Annotated in this window: 11 protein-coding genes and 1 pseudogene; 9 read left to right on the forward strand and 3 right to left on the reverse strand. The window is 46.9% G+C overall.

Annotation, left to right across the window (positions count from 1 at the left end):
* Window positions 1-165: 165 nt before the first annotated feature.
* The 7 genes from ACXUPB_RS01905 (at window position 166) to ACXUPB_RS01935 (ending at window position 8,116) form a co-directional block, all read left to right on the forward strand.
* Window positions 166-1,644, forward strand: coding sequence for an aldehyde dehydrogenase (locus ACXUPB_RS01905; RefSeq protein ID WP_176304509.1), 1,479 nt, complete (start codon window positions 166-168; stop codon window positions 1,642-1,644).
* A 66-nt stretch (window positions 1,645-1,710) separates the two neighbouring features.
* Window positions 1,711-3,171 carry an FAD-dependent oxidoreductase gene (locus ACXUPB_RS01910; protein WP_217908941.1) on the forward strand — a complete coding sequence of 487 codons (1,461 nt, stop codon included), beginning with the start codon at window positions 1,711-1,713 and terminating at the stop codon, window positions 3,169-3,171.
* Between the two features lie 46 nt (window positions 3,172-3,217).
* Complete coding sequence (locus tag ACXUPB_RS01915; protein ID WP_176304508.1) at window positions 3,218-4,258, forward strand: C4-dicarboxylate TRAP transporter substrate-binding protein; 1,041 nt, start codon at window positions 3,218-3,220, stop codon at window positions 4,256-4,258.
* On the forward strand, window positions 4,251-4,871 hold the full coding sequence (locus tag ACXUPB_RS01920) for a TRAP transporter small permease (RefSeq protein WP_176304507.1): 621 nt from the start codon (window positions 4,251-4,253) through the stop codon (window positions 4,869-4,871). Before ACXUPB_RS01915 ends, ACXUPB_RS01920 begins: the two co-directional genes overlap by 8 nt.
* Window positions 4,871-6,181 (forward strand): TRAP transporter large permease, encoded by a 1,311-nt coding sequence (locus ACXUPB_RS01925; protein ID WP_176304506.1) that lies wholly within the window; start codon window positions 4,871-4,873, stop codon window positions 6,179-6,181. Before ACXUPB_RS01920 ends, ACXUPB_RS01925 begins: the two co-directional genes overlap by 1 nt.
* 10 nt (window positions 6,182-6,191) lie before the next feature.
* Window positions 6,192-7,283, forward strand: coding sequence for an NADH:flavin oxidoreductase/NADH oxidase (locus ACXUPB_RS01930; protein WP_176304505.1), 1,092 nt, complete (start codon window positions 6,192-6,194; stop codon window positions 7,281-7,283).
* 29 nt (window positions 7,284-7,312) lie between these two features.
* The gene (locus ACXUPB_RS01935; protein WP_176304504.1) at window positions 7,313-8,116 is read left to right on the forward strand and encodes an N-acyl homoserine lactonase family protein; all 804 of its coding nucleotides are present in this window, start codon (window positions 7,313-7,315) and stop codon (window positions 8,114-8,116) included.
* A 388-nt stretch (window positions 8,117-8,504) separates the two neighbouring features.
* On the opposite strand, the gene ACXUPB_RS01940 is transcribed toward ACXUPB_RS01935, so the two are convergent.
* A complete protein-coding gene (locus tag ACXUPB_RS01940; protein ID WP_101147219.1) occupies window positions 8,505-9,449 on the reverse strand; it encodes an IS5 family transposase in 945 nt (314 codons plus the stop codon).
* A 577-nt stretch (window positions 9,450-10,026) separates the two neighbouring features.
* Here ACXUPB_RS01940 and ACXUPB_RS01945 point away from each other — a divergent pair.
* Window positions 10,027-10,893 (forward strand): MBL fold metallo-hydrolase, encoded by an 867-nt coding sequence (locus tag ACXUPB_RS01945; protein WP_176304503.1) that lies wholly within the window; start codon window positions 10,027-10,029, stop codon window positions 10,891-10,893.
* Window positions 10,894-10,901: 8 nt separating this feature from the next.
* Here the strand turns inward: ACXUPB_RS01945 and ACXUPB_RS01950 are convergent, their stop codons facing one another.
* Complete coding sequence (locus ACXUPB_RS01950) at window positions 10,902-11,843, reverse strand: LysR family transcriptional regulator (protein WP_176304502.1); 942 nt, start codon at window positions 11,841-11,843, stop codon at window positions 10,902-10,904.
* A 1,312-nt stretch (window positions 11,844-13,155) separates the two neighbouring features.
* On the opposite strand from ACXUPB_RS01950, the pseudogene ACXUPB_RS01955 reads away from it, so the two are divergent.
* Window positions 13,156-13,479 (forward strand): annotated as a pseudogene (locus tag ACXUPB_RS01955) (DinB/UmuC family translesion DNA polymerase); the annotation flags it as partial.
* A 300-nt stretch (window positions 13,480-13,779) separates the two neighbouring features.
* Here the strand turns inward: ACXUPB_RS01955 and ACXUPB_RS01960 are convergent.
* Complete coding sequence (locus tag ACXUPB_RS01960; protein WP_176304500.1) at window positions 13,780-14,931, reverse strand: IS701 family transposase; 1,152 nt, start codon at window positions 14,929-14,931, stop codon at window positions 13,780-13,782.
* Window positions 14,932-15,039: the final 108 nt, after the last annotated feature.

Raw genomic sequence — 15,039 nt, forward strand, 5'->3', positions numbered from 1 at the left:
TATGCATGTTTTTTTTATAAAGGAGCATAGTGGAAAATTAAGATCGAAACTTATTCCTATTCCAAATGCTCAAGTGTGTTTGCCAAATTTTCATTTGATTCGGGCGTATATACGGTTAATTATAAATCTCACCATCCGGCATTTTTAAAGAGACAAGAGTCAGTTATGAAAAATTACAAATTATTTATTAATAACGAATTTACTAACCCATCGAAGGGAGAGTGGTTTGACAGCCTTGATCCTTTTTCTGGGATGCCTTGGGCTAAGATTCCTCGCGCCCGTGAATCCGATGTAGATAGGGCTGTGGCTGCGGCAAAAAAAGCACTTGATGGGCCGTGGGGAAGTATGTCGGCAAGTGAACGAGGAGCATTGCTATACAAAGTTGGTGCCCTGATCGAAAAGAATGCAGACCAGCTTGCCAAAGTAGAGAGCCGCGATAATGGCAAGCTAATGAGTGAAGTTTTAGGCCAAGTTAAGTATGTGGCAAAATATTTTTATTATTATGCAGGATTGGCGGACAAAATCGAAGGATCTGTTGTTCCGATAGACAAGCCTAAGGTCTTTAATTATATAAAATATGAGCCAATGGGGGTTATAGCCAGTATTACCCCGTGGAATTCTTCATTGCTGCTTACTGCTTGGAAAGTGGCTCCAGCGCTTTGCGCTGGTAACACGATGGTATGTAAGCCCTCAGAATTCACATCGGCTTCACTTTATGATCTAGCAGAGCTGTTTATAGAGGCGGGGGTTCCAGCTGGAGTCTTTAATGTAATTTCCGGCTTCGCAATGGAGGCTGGTGACCCTCTGGTGCGCCACCCTGATGTTGCACGTGTTGCCTTTACTGGCGGGGATGAAGGTGGGCGTAAGGTTTATTCCGCTGCGGCAGATGGACTGAAACGTGTGTCACTCGAACTTGGAGGAAAGTCGCCAAATATAGTTTTTGATGATGCTGACCTCGACAATGCAGTTAATGGTGTTATTACTGGTATTTTCTCCGCTGGTGGGCAGACTTGTATGGCTGGGTCGCGCCTATTACTTCAAGAATCAATTCATGATGAATTCGTTGAGAAACTTGTCAAAATTACTCAATCAGCGAAGATCGGCGACCCTGCCGACGAATCAACTCAGATTGGGCCGGTGGCGACAGAACCTCAATTTCAGAAAGTCCTTTCCTACATCGATATTGCTAAAAAAGAGGGGGCTCGGTGCGTAGCGGGAGGCAACCGGCTTTCGGGGGAGGCATATGGCTGTGGCCAGTTTGTAGAGCCAACAGTTTTTGTGGATGTAACCAACGATATGCGTATCGCGCAGGAAGAAGTTTTCGGCCCCGTTCTTTCAGTGATTAAATTCAAGGACGAGGAAGATGCTGTGCGAATTGGGAATGATATTCGCTTTGGACTGGCGGCAGGAATCTGGACCTCAAATCTCCATCGTGCAATGTTGATGGCTGATAAGCTAAAGGCCGGAACGGTATGGATAAATAACTATCGCTCCACCAGCTATACCACGCCATTCGGCGGCTTCAAGCATAGCGGCATAGGGCGTGAAGGCGGTATCGAAGCGGTAAAAGAATATTTGGAAGCAAAAAGCGTGTGGATTTCAACTGATCTTGAAATGCCAAGTCCTTTTGTTCGTAAATATTAGTCTAAATTAACTTTAGAACACAAAGAAAACGTATTCTTGGTTGGTTAGCCAAAATTGGGGAAATTTATGAAGCACGCTGAGATGGAAAGCGACATAGTCATTGTCGGTTGTGGTATATCAGGATTAACAGCTGCGGTTTCAGCAATGGAGGCGGGTGCTAACGTTACGCTTTTGGAGCGTTCTTGCAAAGAGGACCGCGGTGGTAATACACGCTGGACCGAAGCTACTCTTCGCATGAAAAACGTAGGTGAGGTGGCAGATGATTTCGAGAGCCATTTTGCGGAGAATGCGGGACATCACCTAGACCCGGAATTGATAAAAGCTTCGGGGAGTTCTTATGAAGACTGGGGTTCCATTGTCAAAGCGCACCCTTTCACAGACCCTGAGCTGATTTCTACATTTTCCGATGAGGCTGGACCGACACTGGAGTGGCTACAGACGTATGGGGTGCGCTTCGATTCGATGCCCGGGTATTTCATAACTACTAGCACTTCACGCATCGTTCCACTTGGTGGTGGCCTGGCCGTTGTAGAGACCCTTGCTGATTGGATCGAAAAAAATGGTGCTAATATTCGTTATGAGACTACGGCCACAAGCCTTTATATGGATGAAGGCGGTATGGTCTGCGGTATAAAGGCCCGTGGGCCAGAAGGCCCCCTACTTATCAAAGCACCCAAGGTAATTCTTGCAAGTGGCGGCTTTCAGGGAAATTATGAAATGCAGGCCCGCTATATAGGTCCCCGTTCTCGATATATTCGTCCTGTTGCTCGGGGTGGCTATTATGACCGGGGAGAGGGTATAGAGATGGCCCTCAAAGTGGGTGCAGCTGGTGGTGGTGATTTCACGAGTTTTCATGCGGAGCCGATAGATCCACGCTCTGGTGCGCCTGAACCAATTGTGCTTGTCTTTAACTACGGTATTCTTGTGAACCGACAGGCTAAAAGGTTCGTGGATGAAGCGCCGGCCAGTGTAGACGCAACTTATGAAGCTATTACGAGAGAAATATTAGAACAACCTCAGGGAATTGCTTATACAATTCTGGATAGCAAAATCAATGATGTGCCGAATTGGCAGCGCTCTGTACGTACTGACCAACAGCCTATAATGGCTTCTAGCCTTGAAGAGCTTGCGGAAAAGCTTGAGCTTGATGTGCAAGCGCTAACTGACACGGTTGAAGCTTATAACACAGCTTGTATAGAAGGCCCTTTTGATCCATTAAGGCCAGATGGGCTCAGAACAGAGCAAGGGTATTTACCTAGTAAGAGAAATTGGGCGCGGTCAATTGATAGTCCACCTTTTATGGCCTATCCAATTATTTGTGGAAATTGTTTTACTTTTGGCGGGCTCAAAGTCAATAGCAAGAGCGAAGTGCTCGACGGAGATGGCCGACCAATTCAGGGGCTTTACGGCGTGGGGGAGGTGATTGGTATGTATCAGGGTACCTATACTGGTGCCACATCAGTCTTACGAGGAAGTGTCTTTGGAAGGATAGCTGGACGCAACGCAGCAAGTAAAAGTAGAAGGTAAAAGTTAGAAGCGAACACAACAAAAATCTTTGGAAGGAGTGCAGACAATGATTATAAATAACGTACTTAAGGGTGGCTTTATAATCGGAGCTTTTCTCGCAGGAAGCACTTTTGTAAATGCTAATGACAATATACCTGAAAAAACTTTGCGCTGGGCTCATTTTTCGGCAGAAGCCTGGGGTTCCTCTCAAGCCGATAAGTTGTTCGTTGAGGAACTAAGTAAGCGTACAGATGGTAAGGTTGATGCACGTTTTTATTGGTCGGGCGCGATGGGTGGAGGTAATGAGCTACTTGAGTTAACAGCCAATGGGGCGGTAGATGTTGGCAGTTTCGTCCCGGCATACTATCCTGGGCAAATGCCGCTTATGAGCCTTGTGAATAGTCTTCCGTTGACCTGGAATGATCCGATACTGGCAATGGAAACACAAAAATACCTTGCTCAGAATAACACCTATGTGCAAGAGGAATTGGCCGAAAATGGCGTACATCCTATTCTTTTCCATGGACTTCCCCCCTATCGACTGCAATGTACTACACCTGTTCGCACGATAGAAGATATTGAAGGACTTCGAGTTCGTACCTTTGGTGAATGGCCTCCTAAAATGTTTGACCAGCTCGGCGCTGTGCCGGTAAATATTGCAATGACTGAGGTCTACGAAGGGCTTCAGCGGGGCAGCCTTGATTGCGCTTATCTTTCTATTGAAGGAGCAGGTTTCCTTAAGGTTGCAGAAGTTGCTCCATACTGGAGTAATATAAATCTAGGAGCTATTGCTGCTTATTCCAGCTTCGTAAGCAAGGATGCTTATGATACGTGGTCGCAAGAGTTTAAAGAAACTATAGCGGAAGCAGCCGATGTCGCTGAAGCATACGAGAAAGAAGAATTCTCGAAACTTGAGCAACAAACTATAGAGTCTGCTAAAGAATCTGGCGTACAAATCGTTGAGTTCGTGGAGCAAGAACAGCTCAAAGAAGTTGTCCCCAATCTCCTAGATGCTTGGGAAAAATCAATGTGTGATAGTGGCCGGTGCGATGCGGCCAAAAGCGTAGCTGCTGACATCCGAAAATTTATGGATGAAAACAATGGATAAGAATAAGACTCCACATAAGGTGTCCTATTCTGTCTATGCCCCGCGACAGAGTCGCGGGGCTAGGCTACTGCTTTGGATAGACAGAATAGCTGTTAAGTTAGTTAATACTATGCTTTTTATCTCTGGGCTGAGTGTCGTGATTATACTAACTATAGGCGCTGCAGATAGTGTGGGGCGTGCTTTTTTAAATAAACCAGTAGTAGGCGCCGTAGAGATTAGCGAGGCGCTACTCGCGGTGACGATTTTCTCCGCTCTTGCCTTTGCCCAGAAGCAAGGGAGTCATGTGGTTGTAGATATTTTTAGTAGTAACTACGGACCCCGGCTGACTCGTTTCGCGAAAATGGCCATTCTTGTTTTAACGCTAGCTGCGCTGGGGTTTCTGTTATGGCGGATGAGTATTACGGCATACAAGGGCTGGCTGCATAACGAAATCTCTGCCGGGTTTCTTCCTGTCCCCGTTTGGCTTGCGAAAGTGTTTGCCGCGCTAGGTTTGGCGGTTGCCAGTATTGAATGTATACGTGAGTTAATATGGGGAATTGTAGAAAAAAATGGTAGATATGATCATTCTGTCCAAGTGATAGATAATGAAAAGAAACCAATGGATATAAAGTAATGGATCCAACTCTCATTGCCACAATTAGTATCCTTGTCATGCTCGGCTTGATGGCTTTCGGCATTCCAGTAGCTGTTTCGATGCTGCTGGTCTCGGCCACAGGAATGATGTTTGCTGTCGGACCTAACTACACATTAACGACATTTCAAACATTGCCTTACAATACGGCCGCCAATTATACTTTTGCCGCTATACCCATGTTTGTATTGATGGGATTAATTGCTGGATCAACAGGTATCGTTAAAGATATTTATCAAGCAGCTAATATGTGGCTCGCAAAAATTCGTGGCGGTCTTTATATGGCCACAGTTATTGCAGCGGCAGGCTTTGGTGCCGTCAATGGATCAACTATAGTTGGTGCAGCTCTATTTACACGTATTGCTTTGCCTGAAATGATATCACTTGGCTACAATAAAGGTGCGGGAGTCGGATGCATTATAGGAGCTGGTACATTTGCTGCTATGATACCACCTTCAATAACTATCGTTCTTTATGGAGTTTTGACGAGTGAGTCTATTGGCCAATTACTTATGGCGGGTATAATACCTGGTGTTTTAACTGGAATTATCTACCTTATAGGTATAGCTTTTTTAGTACGCATTAAACCAGCTTGGGCACCGCCTGCAGTTAAACAGTATTCTCTCCAAGAACGGCTGAAAAGTATTAAAGGCGTATGGCCTATAGGTTTCGTTTCTTTCATCGTGATTGGTGGTATTTACTCAGGCCTTGTTTCGCCCTCTGCTGCTGGAGCAATAGGTGCATTTGGTGTGCTTCTTGTCGGCTGGGTACTTCGCCGCCTCAGTAAGAACGAACTGGTTAAAAATGTTGGTGATGCGGCCCTTATAACAGCTGCCCTCTTCTTCATCGTTATGGGTGGCACGGCTTTCTCGCGACTTCTCCTTGTGACCGGGTTTATCGATGTCCTACTGGACTTTGTTAATAATCACGGTTTTGAACCTTGGATGATAATCTTAGCACTTGTTTTGGTTTATATAGTGCTAGGCATGCTCATGGATCCAATTTCAATGATGGTCATGACGGTTCCTATCGTGCACCCGCTTGTGGTGGGCCTAGGATACGATCCGATTTGGTTTGCCATAGTTATGGTTAAATTAATTGAATTATCTTGCATGACTCCTCCTGTGGGTATAAATATTTTTGCTGCGATTAGTGCGTCAGATGGCCAAGTCTCGACAAAGGAAGTTTATATCGGGGTAATTCCGTTTGTAATTCTTGAACTAATAGTTCTTGCTCTCTTGTTATCACTTCCAGGCATCGCACTTTTTCTTCCTGAAGTAATGCTGGGTTAGGAAAAAAATAATGACAAATCATTTATTCTCATCTTTCAAAATGCGCGGGATGGTTCTAGATAACCGAATAGTGGTATCGCCAATGGCGCAGTATTCGGCTGATGAAACCGGGCGTGCTAAAGATTGGCATTTCATGCATTTAGGCAATCTAGCGATTTCTGGTGCTGGCTTACTTATCCTTGAGGCAACAGCAGTTGAGCCTAAAGGCCGAGTTAGCCCGAACTGCCTTGGCCTATGGTCGGATAACCAAGTACCTTGTCTAAAGCGAATAGTAGAATTCGCGCGTTGCCATAGCAATACAAAATTGGGTATCCAATTAGCTCATGCTGGTCGTAAGGCTTCGATGAGTGCACCCTGGCAGGGAAGTAAAGGCCTTTTGCCAGAGGAAAGTGGTTGGGATCTAGTCAGTGCCTCCTCTTTGCCTTATCCGGGTCGACCAATCCCGCAGCAGCTCGATCACATTGAGATGGATAAGTTAAAACAGCATTATATGGATGCAGCTATTCGGGCCGACGAGATAGGATTTGACCTCATTGAATTACATTGTGCTCATGGTTATCTTTTAAATACTTTCCTTTCAACGCTTAGCAATACTCGTAAAGATAAATACGGAGGAGATCTCCAGGCCCGGATGCGATATCCGCTAGAAGTGTTTCGGGCAATCCGAGCAGTCTGGCCTGAGCACAAGCCTCTCGGTGTGCGTATATCTGCTACAGATTGGGTCGAGGGCGGCTGGACTATCCAAGATTCTGTTGTCTTCGCTCGTGAACTTAGCATGCTCGGGTGCGACTATATTGCTACCTCAAGTGGCGGTATTTCACCAAATCAGAAAATCCCCGTTCATAAAGGATATCAAGTGCCATTCGCTGAGGAGGTCCGCCGTGCTACAGATTTACCTTCCATTGCTGTAGGACATATTATGGATGGTTTGCAAGCCGAAGAAATTCTTACCAAAGGCCAAGCAGACCTTGTCGCGATCGGGCGTGGCATGACCTATGATCCTCGATGGGCATGGCACGCCGCTGAGCTACTAAAAGTTAAGGTCGATTTTCCTCCGCAATATGCGAGGAGTTCCCCCGCAATGCGAAAGTTGCCACGCTAGTTTGTTAGGTTAAGCCAAAGGAAAGTTAAATGTCTTATAAATTATATGCCATACGCTACGCCACTAATCAAGGTCGCCAACGATACGAAAATTTTATAGGTATGAAAGCCGACCCGCATGATACTCCTTTGGCAATGGATTTTTTCGTCTGGCTCGCTATTGGTTATGGCCGTGTCATTTTAATCGATACAGGCTGTGATGAGCAAACCTGCAAGAAACGTGGAAATGACTTTCTGCGATGTCCTTCGGATGGACTGCGGAGCCTGGGTATAGAGCCACATCAAGTAGATACAGTTATTGTCACACATCTGCACTGGGACCATGCAGGTAATTTCGACTTGTTTCCAAATGCTACTTTCCATGCTTGCCCGATCGAAATTCAGCATGCTGTTAGCCCTTGCATGTGTAATTCATTTATGCGGGCGCCATACGATGTGGATCATATTTGTTCGTTTATCAGGCTGCTTTACGCAGAGCGTGTACGCTACCATCGAGGGGTTACTGAGATTGCACCGGGGTTAACCGTTCATGAAGTTGGTGGGCATTCCCCTGGTCTCCAATTTGCTGCAGTTGAAACAAACCGCGGTCGTGTTGCGATTGCCTCGGACGCAATGCACTATTTCGATAATATGCTTTTACTGCGTCCCTATCCTGTGGTTCACGATATACCTTCTTATTTTGCTGCGATAGACTCAGTAACAGCAGTTGCCGAGACTGAGAATCATATCGTGCCAGGCCATGACCCGTCTATTATGCGGCTTTATCCGGCAGCCTCTCCTAACACTCAAGGTATAGTTGTGCGACTAGATGTTATGCCCAATATTGGGACCTAAATAACTGCCACTCATACGAGGTTGTTGAAGTTACTTTATTTTGACTTTAATTTAATGGAGGCAGGAGTCGATGTGCATGCATTGAACGAGGTAAGTGCAGAGCTAATACTAACTTTTTCAGTCAAAGCCTGCAGAAAAGCGTAATTTTTTAGGATTACAAGTGTATGTATATGACATCAATTGGTTGTATATTCTGATATTAAATATCCAAATGATAAAAAAATCGAGAAGCTTTTGAGGCTTGCCTAAGGAAGGTCTGAATAACTGCCGATATTCATCACCGCTCACTTGAGCCGAGAAAAAATCGAAAATTCAGACATTCTTCTCCCGTTCTTTGTGTATTTTTGCCCGTTTCCCGCTCATTGAGCGGAAAACGGGCGCAATCGCCCTATTCCCATAGGTATTTCTCACTGATCAGCAGGTTGCTGAACGCCGCCAGCAAGTGCAGGCGCTGAGTGTTTTTGGCCAGTCCACGATAGCGAGCCTTGCCATAACCAAAAACTTGTTTGATGTACCGAAAGGGGTGCTCCACCTTGGCACGGATACTGGCTTTGATTTTTTCGACTTTCTGTCGCCTGGCATCTAGCTGCTTGCGGGTGCCAGGCCGTTTGGCAATATACCAAGAGACATCGTTGCGGTGCTTGTGCTCGTCTCGTTTTTGAATACCAAGGTAACCGGCATCACCGAAGACGCGTTGCTCTTCACCGTGAAGGAGCTTATCGGCAGGCACAATGTCATGGACATTGGCAGCCGTGGTCTCAATGCTGTGAATCAACCCAAGCTTATCGTCGACACCTATGTGCATTTTCATGCCAAAGTGCCAAGAGCTACCTTTTTTAGTTTGGTGCATTTGCGGATCGCGCTCGCCTTTTTTGTTTTTGGTGGAACTAGGCGCAGAAATGATAGTGGCATCGACAATGCTCCCTTCGCGCAGCATCAGGCCATTTTTCTCCAGGTGGTTGTTCACTTCCTGGAACAGCACCTTGCCAAGGCCGTGGCGTTCCAGAAAATGGCGAAACTTGAGAATCGTGGTTTCGTCCGGCAATCGGTCCAGTTTCAAACCGGCGAATTGGCGCATGGACTCGATCTCGTAGAGGGCGTCTTCCATGGCCGGATCGCTCAGGTTGTAAAACAATTGCATGCAATGGACGCGGAGCATGGCAGACAGTTGATACGGAGGCCGCCCGCTCTCGCCCTTGGGGTAATAACGGGCTACCTTCTTCTCCAACTGCGTCCAGGGGATCAGCTTGTCCATCCGCTCCAGAAAGAGTTCGCGGCGGGTCTTTCGCTTCTTGTTCTGGTACTCGGCTTCTGAGAAGGTGATTTGATCCATGGCAGCACTGAATCCTATGCAGTTGACGATAGCCGTATTATCGCTGATGGCAGTGACTTTTTCAGAGCTTCCCTAAATCAGAAAGCATCGGCAGTTACAGCATGTAGTGTTACTATTTGTATCGCTAAGTCGACTCCCATAAATATAAGTGATAATTATTTATATTTATTTAGTACTAAATTAATAATGAAGGGATCTTTATGCCTAATGTGACTATTTTTACACCACCCTCTCATTTTGTGCAGAATCATGACAGTAAAGTAATGTTTATGCGTGAGTGTACTGACATTTGTACTGCTGTCCTGGGGGCCGAAGAAAATAAAGTACATATCATATTCGTAAACGTTTTAGAAAGTTTTACTGGGAAAGATGCTTATATCGAAATTAAATTTAGATACAGTGATCAACGCACGCAGGAAGTTATGAATAAGTTCATGCAGTTGCTAGAGAATATATACATTCACTACTTTTCCAAGCAACCGCGCATACGCTGCTTCGCCTACCAGGCAGAGAACATTTTTGCTCGAAATTGAGAATTTTCTCAAGCCTACGACGTTAAAATATAGGAGAATAAATTATGCAACAAGTTGCTAGCATTTATCATAGAAAGGTTGGAGATATTGTAGTTACAGCTTTATGTGACGGTTACCTTGACACTAGCTATGACATATTACAAGGCATAACGCCTAAGGAAGGTGAGAAATTAATGAAAAATGCCTGCCTGCAATCGCCTCCTCGTATATCTGTAAATGCTTATGTAGTTAGAAGCCAAGGCCGCACCGCTCTAATAGAAACAGGCTCCGGAAACAGTATGGGTTCTACACTCGGCCACTTGAATGAGAATCTTAGGGCTGCAAATATTACTCCACAAGATATTGATAAGGTACTTTTGACACATATGCATCCAGACCATTCCAATGGCTTAACAACAGACGATGGAAAGCGTATTTACCCCAATTCCGAGATTATTGTTCATGAAAACGAGATAAAACATTGGTCGAACGATTCAGAAATGGCTAGGGTGGATAAACGCAAGCAAGATCGCTATTTTCGCGCTGCTCGCAAGCAACTAGAAGCTTATAAGCAACAGTTATCTCCCTTTACCGGCGGTGGAGAAGTCTTTCCTGGGGTTGTGGCCATGCCGATGACTGGGCATACACCCGGTCATACTGCTTATCTCGTCACTTCTGGTAACGATACTCTCATGATCTGGGGAGATATTGTTCATGTGCCAAGTATTCAAATTCCTCACCCGGAAGTAACATTAGATTTTGATAGTGACCCCCACGTGGCTGCGGCAACACGCAAACGCGTGTTAGATATGGTATCTACCGATCAAATGCTAGTTGGTGGTATGCATCTTGACTTCCCCGGCTTCGGCTATGTTACGTCGTATGGTGAAAGTTATCGATTTCACGCTGAGCCATGGAAGCCATTGTTCTAAATGACCCGTTACATAGCTATTGTGTTCGTGGGATAGGTATCTGCTTCCAACTTGTTTCGTTGCAAATTGAAAAAATGCGCTTCTTTCTTAACCCATTCCACAAACATTTGTAGGCTTACTGAAAGCTGCTCACGTTCAGGGAGAATGAGAATGTAAGTTTTTTCATTTCTGAGTACATGTGAGGAGCACTGAAATAGTTCTCCAGACTCTAATTCATGCGCTACATAGAGCTTGGGGACGAGAGCAACTCCCATTCCCGAGCGCACGGCTTCGATAACATTCGCAAAGGAATCATAACGAGGACCAGAGGTTTGGCTAGAGTGCTGTATATTTGTTTGGGATAACCAACGTTTCCACGCATCATCACGACTAGACTTATGTAAGAGAGGAAATTTATTTATATTTTTTTCAAAATCTTTGCCATCGAAGTAACTTGGATTAAGGATGGCAATTAAATCCTCACTAAAAAGAGTATGCTTTTGACACCCCGTCCAATTTGGGTGGTCGAAATGTATTGCCGCATCAAATTCCGATTCCTCGAAAACGAACGGGTCTGGCCGACCACTAATGTTTACTATAATGTCTAAATTAGAATTAGATAGACTTTTCAGCCGTGGTAAGAGCCACTTGTTTGAGAACGTTGGTAATACCGCAAGACGTAGCTCCTTCCGTCCTTGATGAAAATTTATAACCGATTGTGTATCGGCTTCTAGCTTATCAAGGGTCTTGCGGACCTCAATGAAATAATTTTTCCCAGCCTCGCTTAGCGTAACGCGTCCATGAAACCGATCAAAAAGCTTTAACGCAAGGTAATCCTCCAACTTTGATACTTGTTTGCTAACAGCACTTTCTGTAAGGCATAGTTCACTTGCAGCTCGGGATAAAGTTCCCATGCGTGCAGTAGCCTCGAAAGCTATCAGTGCTGTTGTACTAGGAATGCGTCGTGTCATAGGAGCAACTCCTCAATTTGAGCCAAGCGTGCACGCTTGACGTTTAAATTTTCTCGCTGATAAGTAGTTTTTTCTTTGGGGACGCATTGTAAACTTAAGATTTGAAATGATGCTAAGTTAAAAAAGCCGATTTTCTATATTTTTTAGCCACCCAGGCTCTGTTTTGTGAAATAAATTGCATTTTGACAATATTAGTGACGCTGCTAAGTTCGGGCGGAGCGTGTTTAATTGCAGGGAGATGTAGTCTCCGATAGGGTTACTTGCTAAATAGATGGGTGATGTAAAGGTGGCTTCCATTAATTCTATTATATCATTTGTTATACGTTGAATATCGTGTAGTCCCACTAAGTTATCTTTTGAATTATTTTTAGTAAAATAAGGTATTATTACCCGTATATCAGCGGGAAGGCTATCAATGATCGGGATTATCCTTTTTAGTTCGCGTTTTGATATGCTAATTAGCAAAATGTTTTTTTTTGCAAAAGAGTTCTGTGTATCGTAATAAAGTAATTTTCCGCCATGTGACGCCCTGAATACTCGGTAGGCGGGGTGTGCAACCTCCATCATTTCTATACACATATTTACACCCTATCGAAAATGAGAGCGATGCTGTAGGTTGCCTGTCAAACCTCTGCTGGGATATAAACAATTAGTCGAGTTCTCTAGGTATTTTTACAAGAGACGTGGCGATGCCGTCGTACAGTCGCCTTCAGATTTTTATGATAATGTCATTTCGGAGTCGCTCTTCGCACCTGCAAACCGTCCGGACTACCTGATTGATGGCTATGTTGACTTGTTGGCGACGCAGAAGTGGGTTGCTGTTTCATGCAGTGGTATAATTACGAGCATCGCTACAGTGGGAACCGTTTGGTGATGTTTGATCTTTCCCCCATAACCCGATCCACCTGACCTTCCCCCCCCCCCCTGACTTAGGTCCGCCTTCAATGTGAGAGAGACATCGCTCCTTCAAGCGCACTGATGGGCATACGCTGCGGGTGACAGATAGCCCAGCGAGCTGTGGGTAGTCGCCAAGCGGAAGGGGGAGCGCCTGAACGTGATGGGGATCAAGACGGCTTGGCAACTGCTCGAAGCCGACCTCAAGCAGATACGCAAGCGGTTCTCCATGGTACAGAAGCGCTTCGTGTGGTAACTGCGCGGTGAAAACGCCATTACCTTGGATGACATGAGCCTGCCTAAACAGCAGATAATGGTCTCCCGCAGCTTTGGGCGGCTTACTTACAGCCCCCACGGTCTACGTGAAGCACTTCGAACGCATGCGTCACGCGCAGGAGAAAAGTAACGCAAGCAGGGCAGCGTCACGTCGGCCGTGATGGTGTTTATGCGTACCAACCTTTTTCGTACCGATTTACCCCAGTATCGCGAACGCACCGTGGTGACGCTTGAAGATGACAGCCATGAGCTTGTTGCAGCGTTCATTCAAGGACTATGCCATCTCTGGCGCAAGGGATTTGGCTATCCCAAGTTAGGCGTGATGTTGCTCGATCTCTCCTTCAAATCAAATCGTCAGCTCACGCTCGACGAAACACCGCAAACCGAGGCGGAGGCCATGCGTAGCGAACAGCTAATGGCGACTATCGATAAGCTGAATCGCGAGCTTGGGCTTAGCACTATTTAATTAGGCGTGCCACGCCAGAGCAATGCGTGGACGCTGCGCAGTGAGCGGCGGAAACCTCATTACACCACCTAGTACTGCAGTTGTAGATAGTCATCGAGAGACAAGGTAATGATGCTTCCTTTTGTCCGTTGGCGTCTTACCCAGTGATAGTACTGGGTGACACGCTGGTGAAGTCTTCTCCAACAGGACCAGTGCAGCAGCGCATCTTCCAGCCGCCTTCGTCGCTGGGCAATGGGGGTAAGGCACAACCATCGCCGCATTTCAGTCAGGGAGAGAACGATGGGCCTTGCCCACCCAGGTTCAGCAACAGGCTTTTTTTAACTGATGTCGGCGCAACGTGACCAGCAGAGCATAGGCCGCCATCACCAGCGTGATATGGCGATACCAGCCACGCCAGGTCCGCACCTCATACTGATCCAGTCCCAGTCGTGATTTGCTTTCCTGGAAACAGCGCTCGATATTCCACCGGGCCCCAGCCGCCAGCGCGAGGTCTTCGAGCGACGTACCGCAGGGTGCGAAGGTGAAATACGCTGTCAGTTCCTGGCCGACGTCCAGGGGACGCCTTACCAGCACCCCACGCTGCCATTCCTCGAAAGGCCCCGGGTTCACCGGCAGAAATACCCAGTCATACTCTCGGGGCCACTGGCTACCCGCCCCGGCGCTGAGCCGGATCCAGCCGGCGTTCCCAGGCAGGGTTTCCAGCAGGTCGCCCACTTTACGTTGTTCCAGCCCCTGCCAGACATACGCCTTGCGGCTGACCGCAATCACATAGCCTTGACCGCGCTCCTCCAGGGTCCAGCGCAACTGAAAGGACTCGCCATAAACAGCATCACCCGTCACCCAGCGGGCCGTGATGCCACTATTCAGCGCCCGGTTCAGCATCTCTCGGGCCAACGTCGTCTTGGGCATGTGACTCACCTCCTCCGGAATACCCGCCTGGCGGCAGCGTTCGCGATCGTCTGCCCAATCCCGGGGCAGGAAAAGGGCGCGATCCATCAATCTCTGCCCCCAGCAACTGGCATAGCCGAGGAACACACCAATCTGGCAGTTCTCGATCCGGCCTGCGGTTCCGCTGTACTGGCGCTTGAGCCCTGCCGAATGGCGACCTTTCTTGAGGAACCCGGTTTCGTCCATTATCAGCACCCCGTCATCGTAGCGCAGAGCCTCGTAGACACGCTGTCGCACAGCATCGCGCACGCCGTCCTCATCCCAGCGAGCCCGGTTGATCAAGTGCTGGAAGCCGTAGGGGTGTGCGTCGTCCTGGTGTTCCGCCAGCTGCCAACTGTTGCGTCGTTCGACGTCGCCCAATAGGCCCCGCAGATAGGCACTGAGGCGCTTCCGAGCCTCGGCGCGTTTGACGTAACCGCCCAGCTCTGTCAGCCATGAGGATAACGCTGATTCCCAATCACGGGTCTGCTTACGCATGTTTTCAAGGGTCAGTTCGTTCAGCATCGGGCACCTCGTTCACTCACGAGTTGTGATCAACGGAGTATAGATTTTATCTACAACTGCAGTACTAATGGGGAGAGTTAATAAGAGTGCCTAACAAGACAAGAGGGC

The organism is Vreelandella sp. DA03-1M (genome assembly GCF_055725665.1).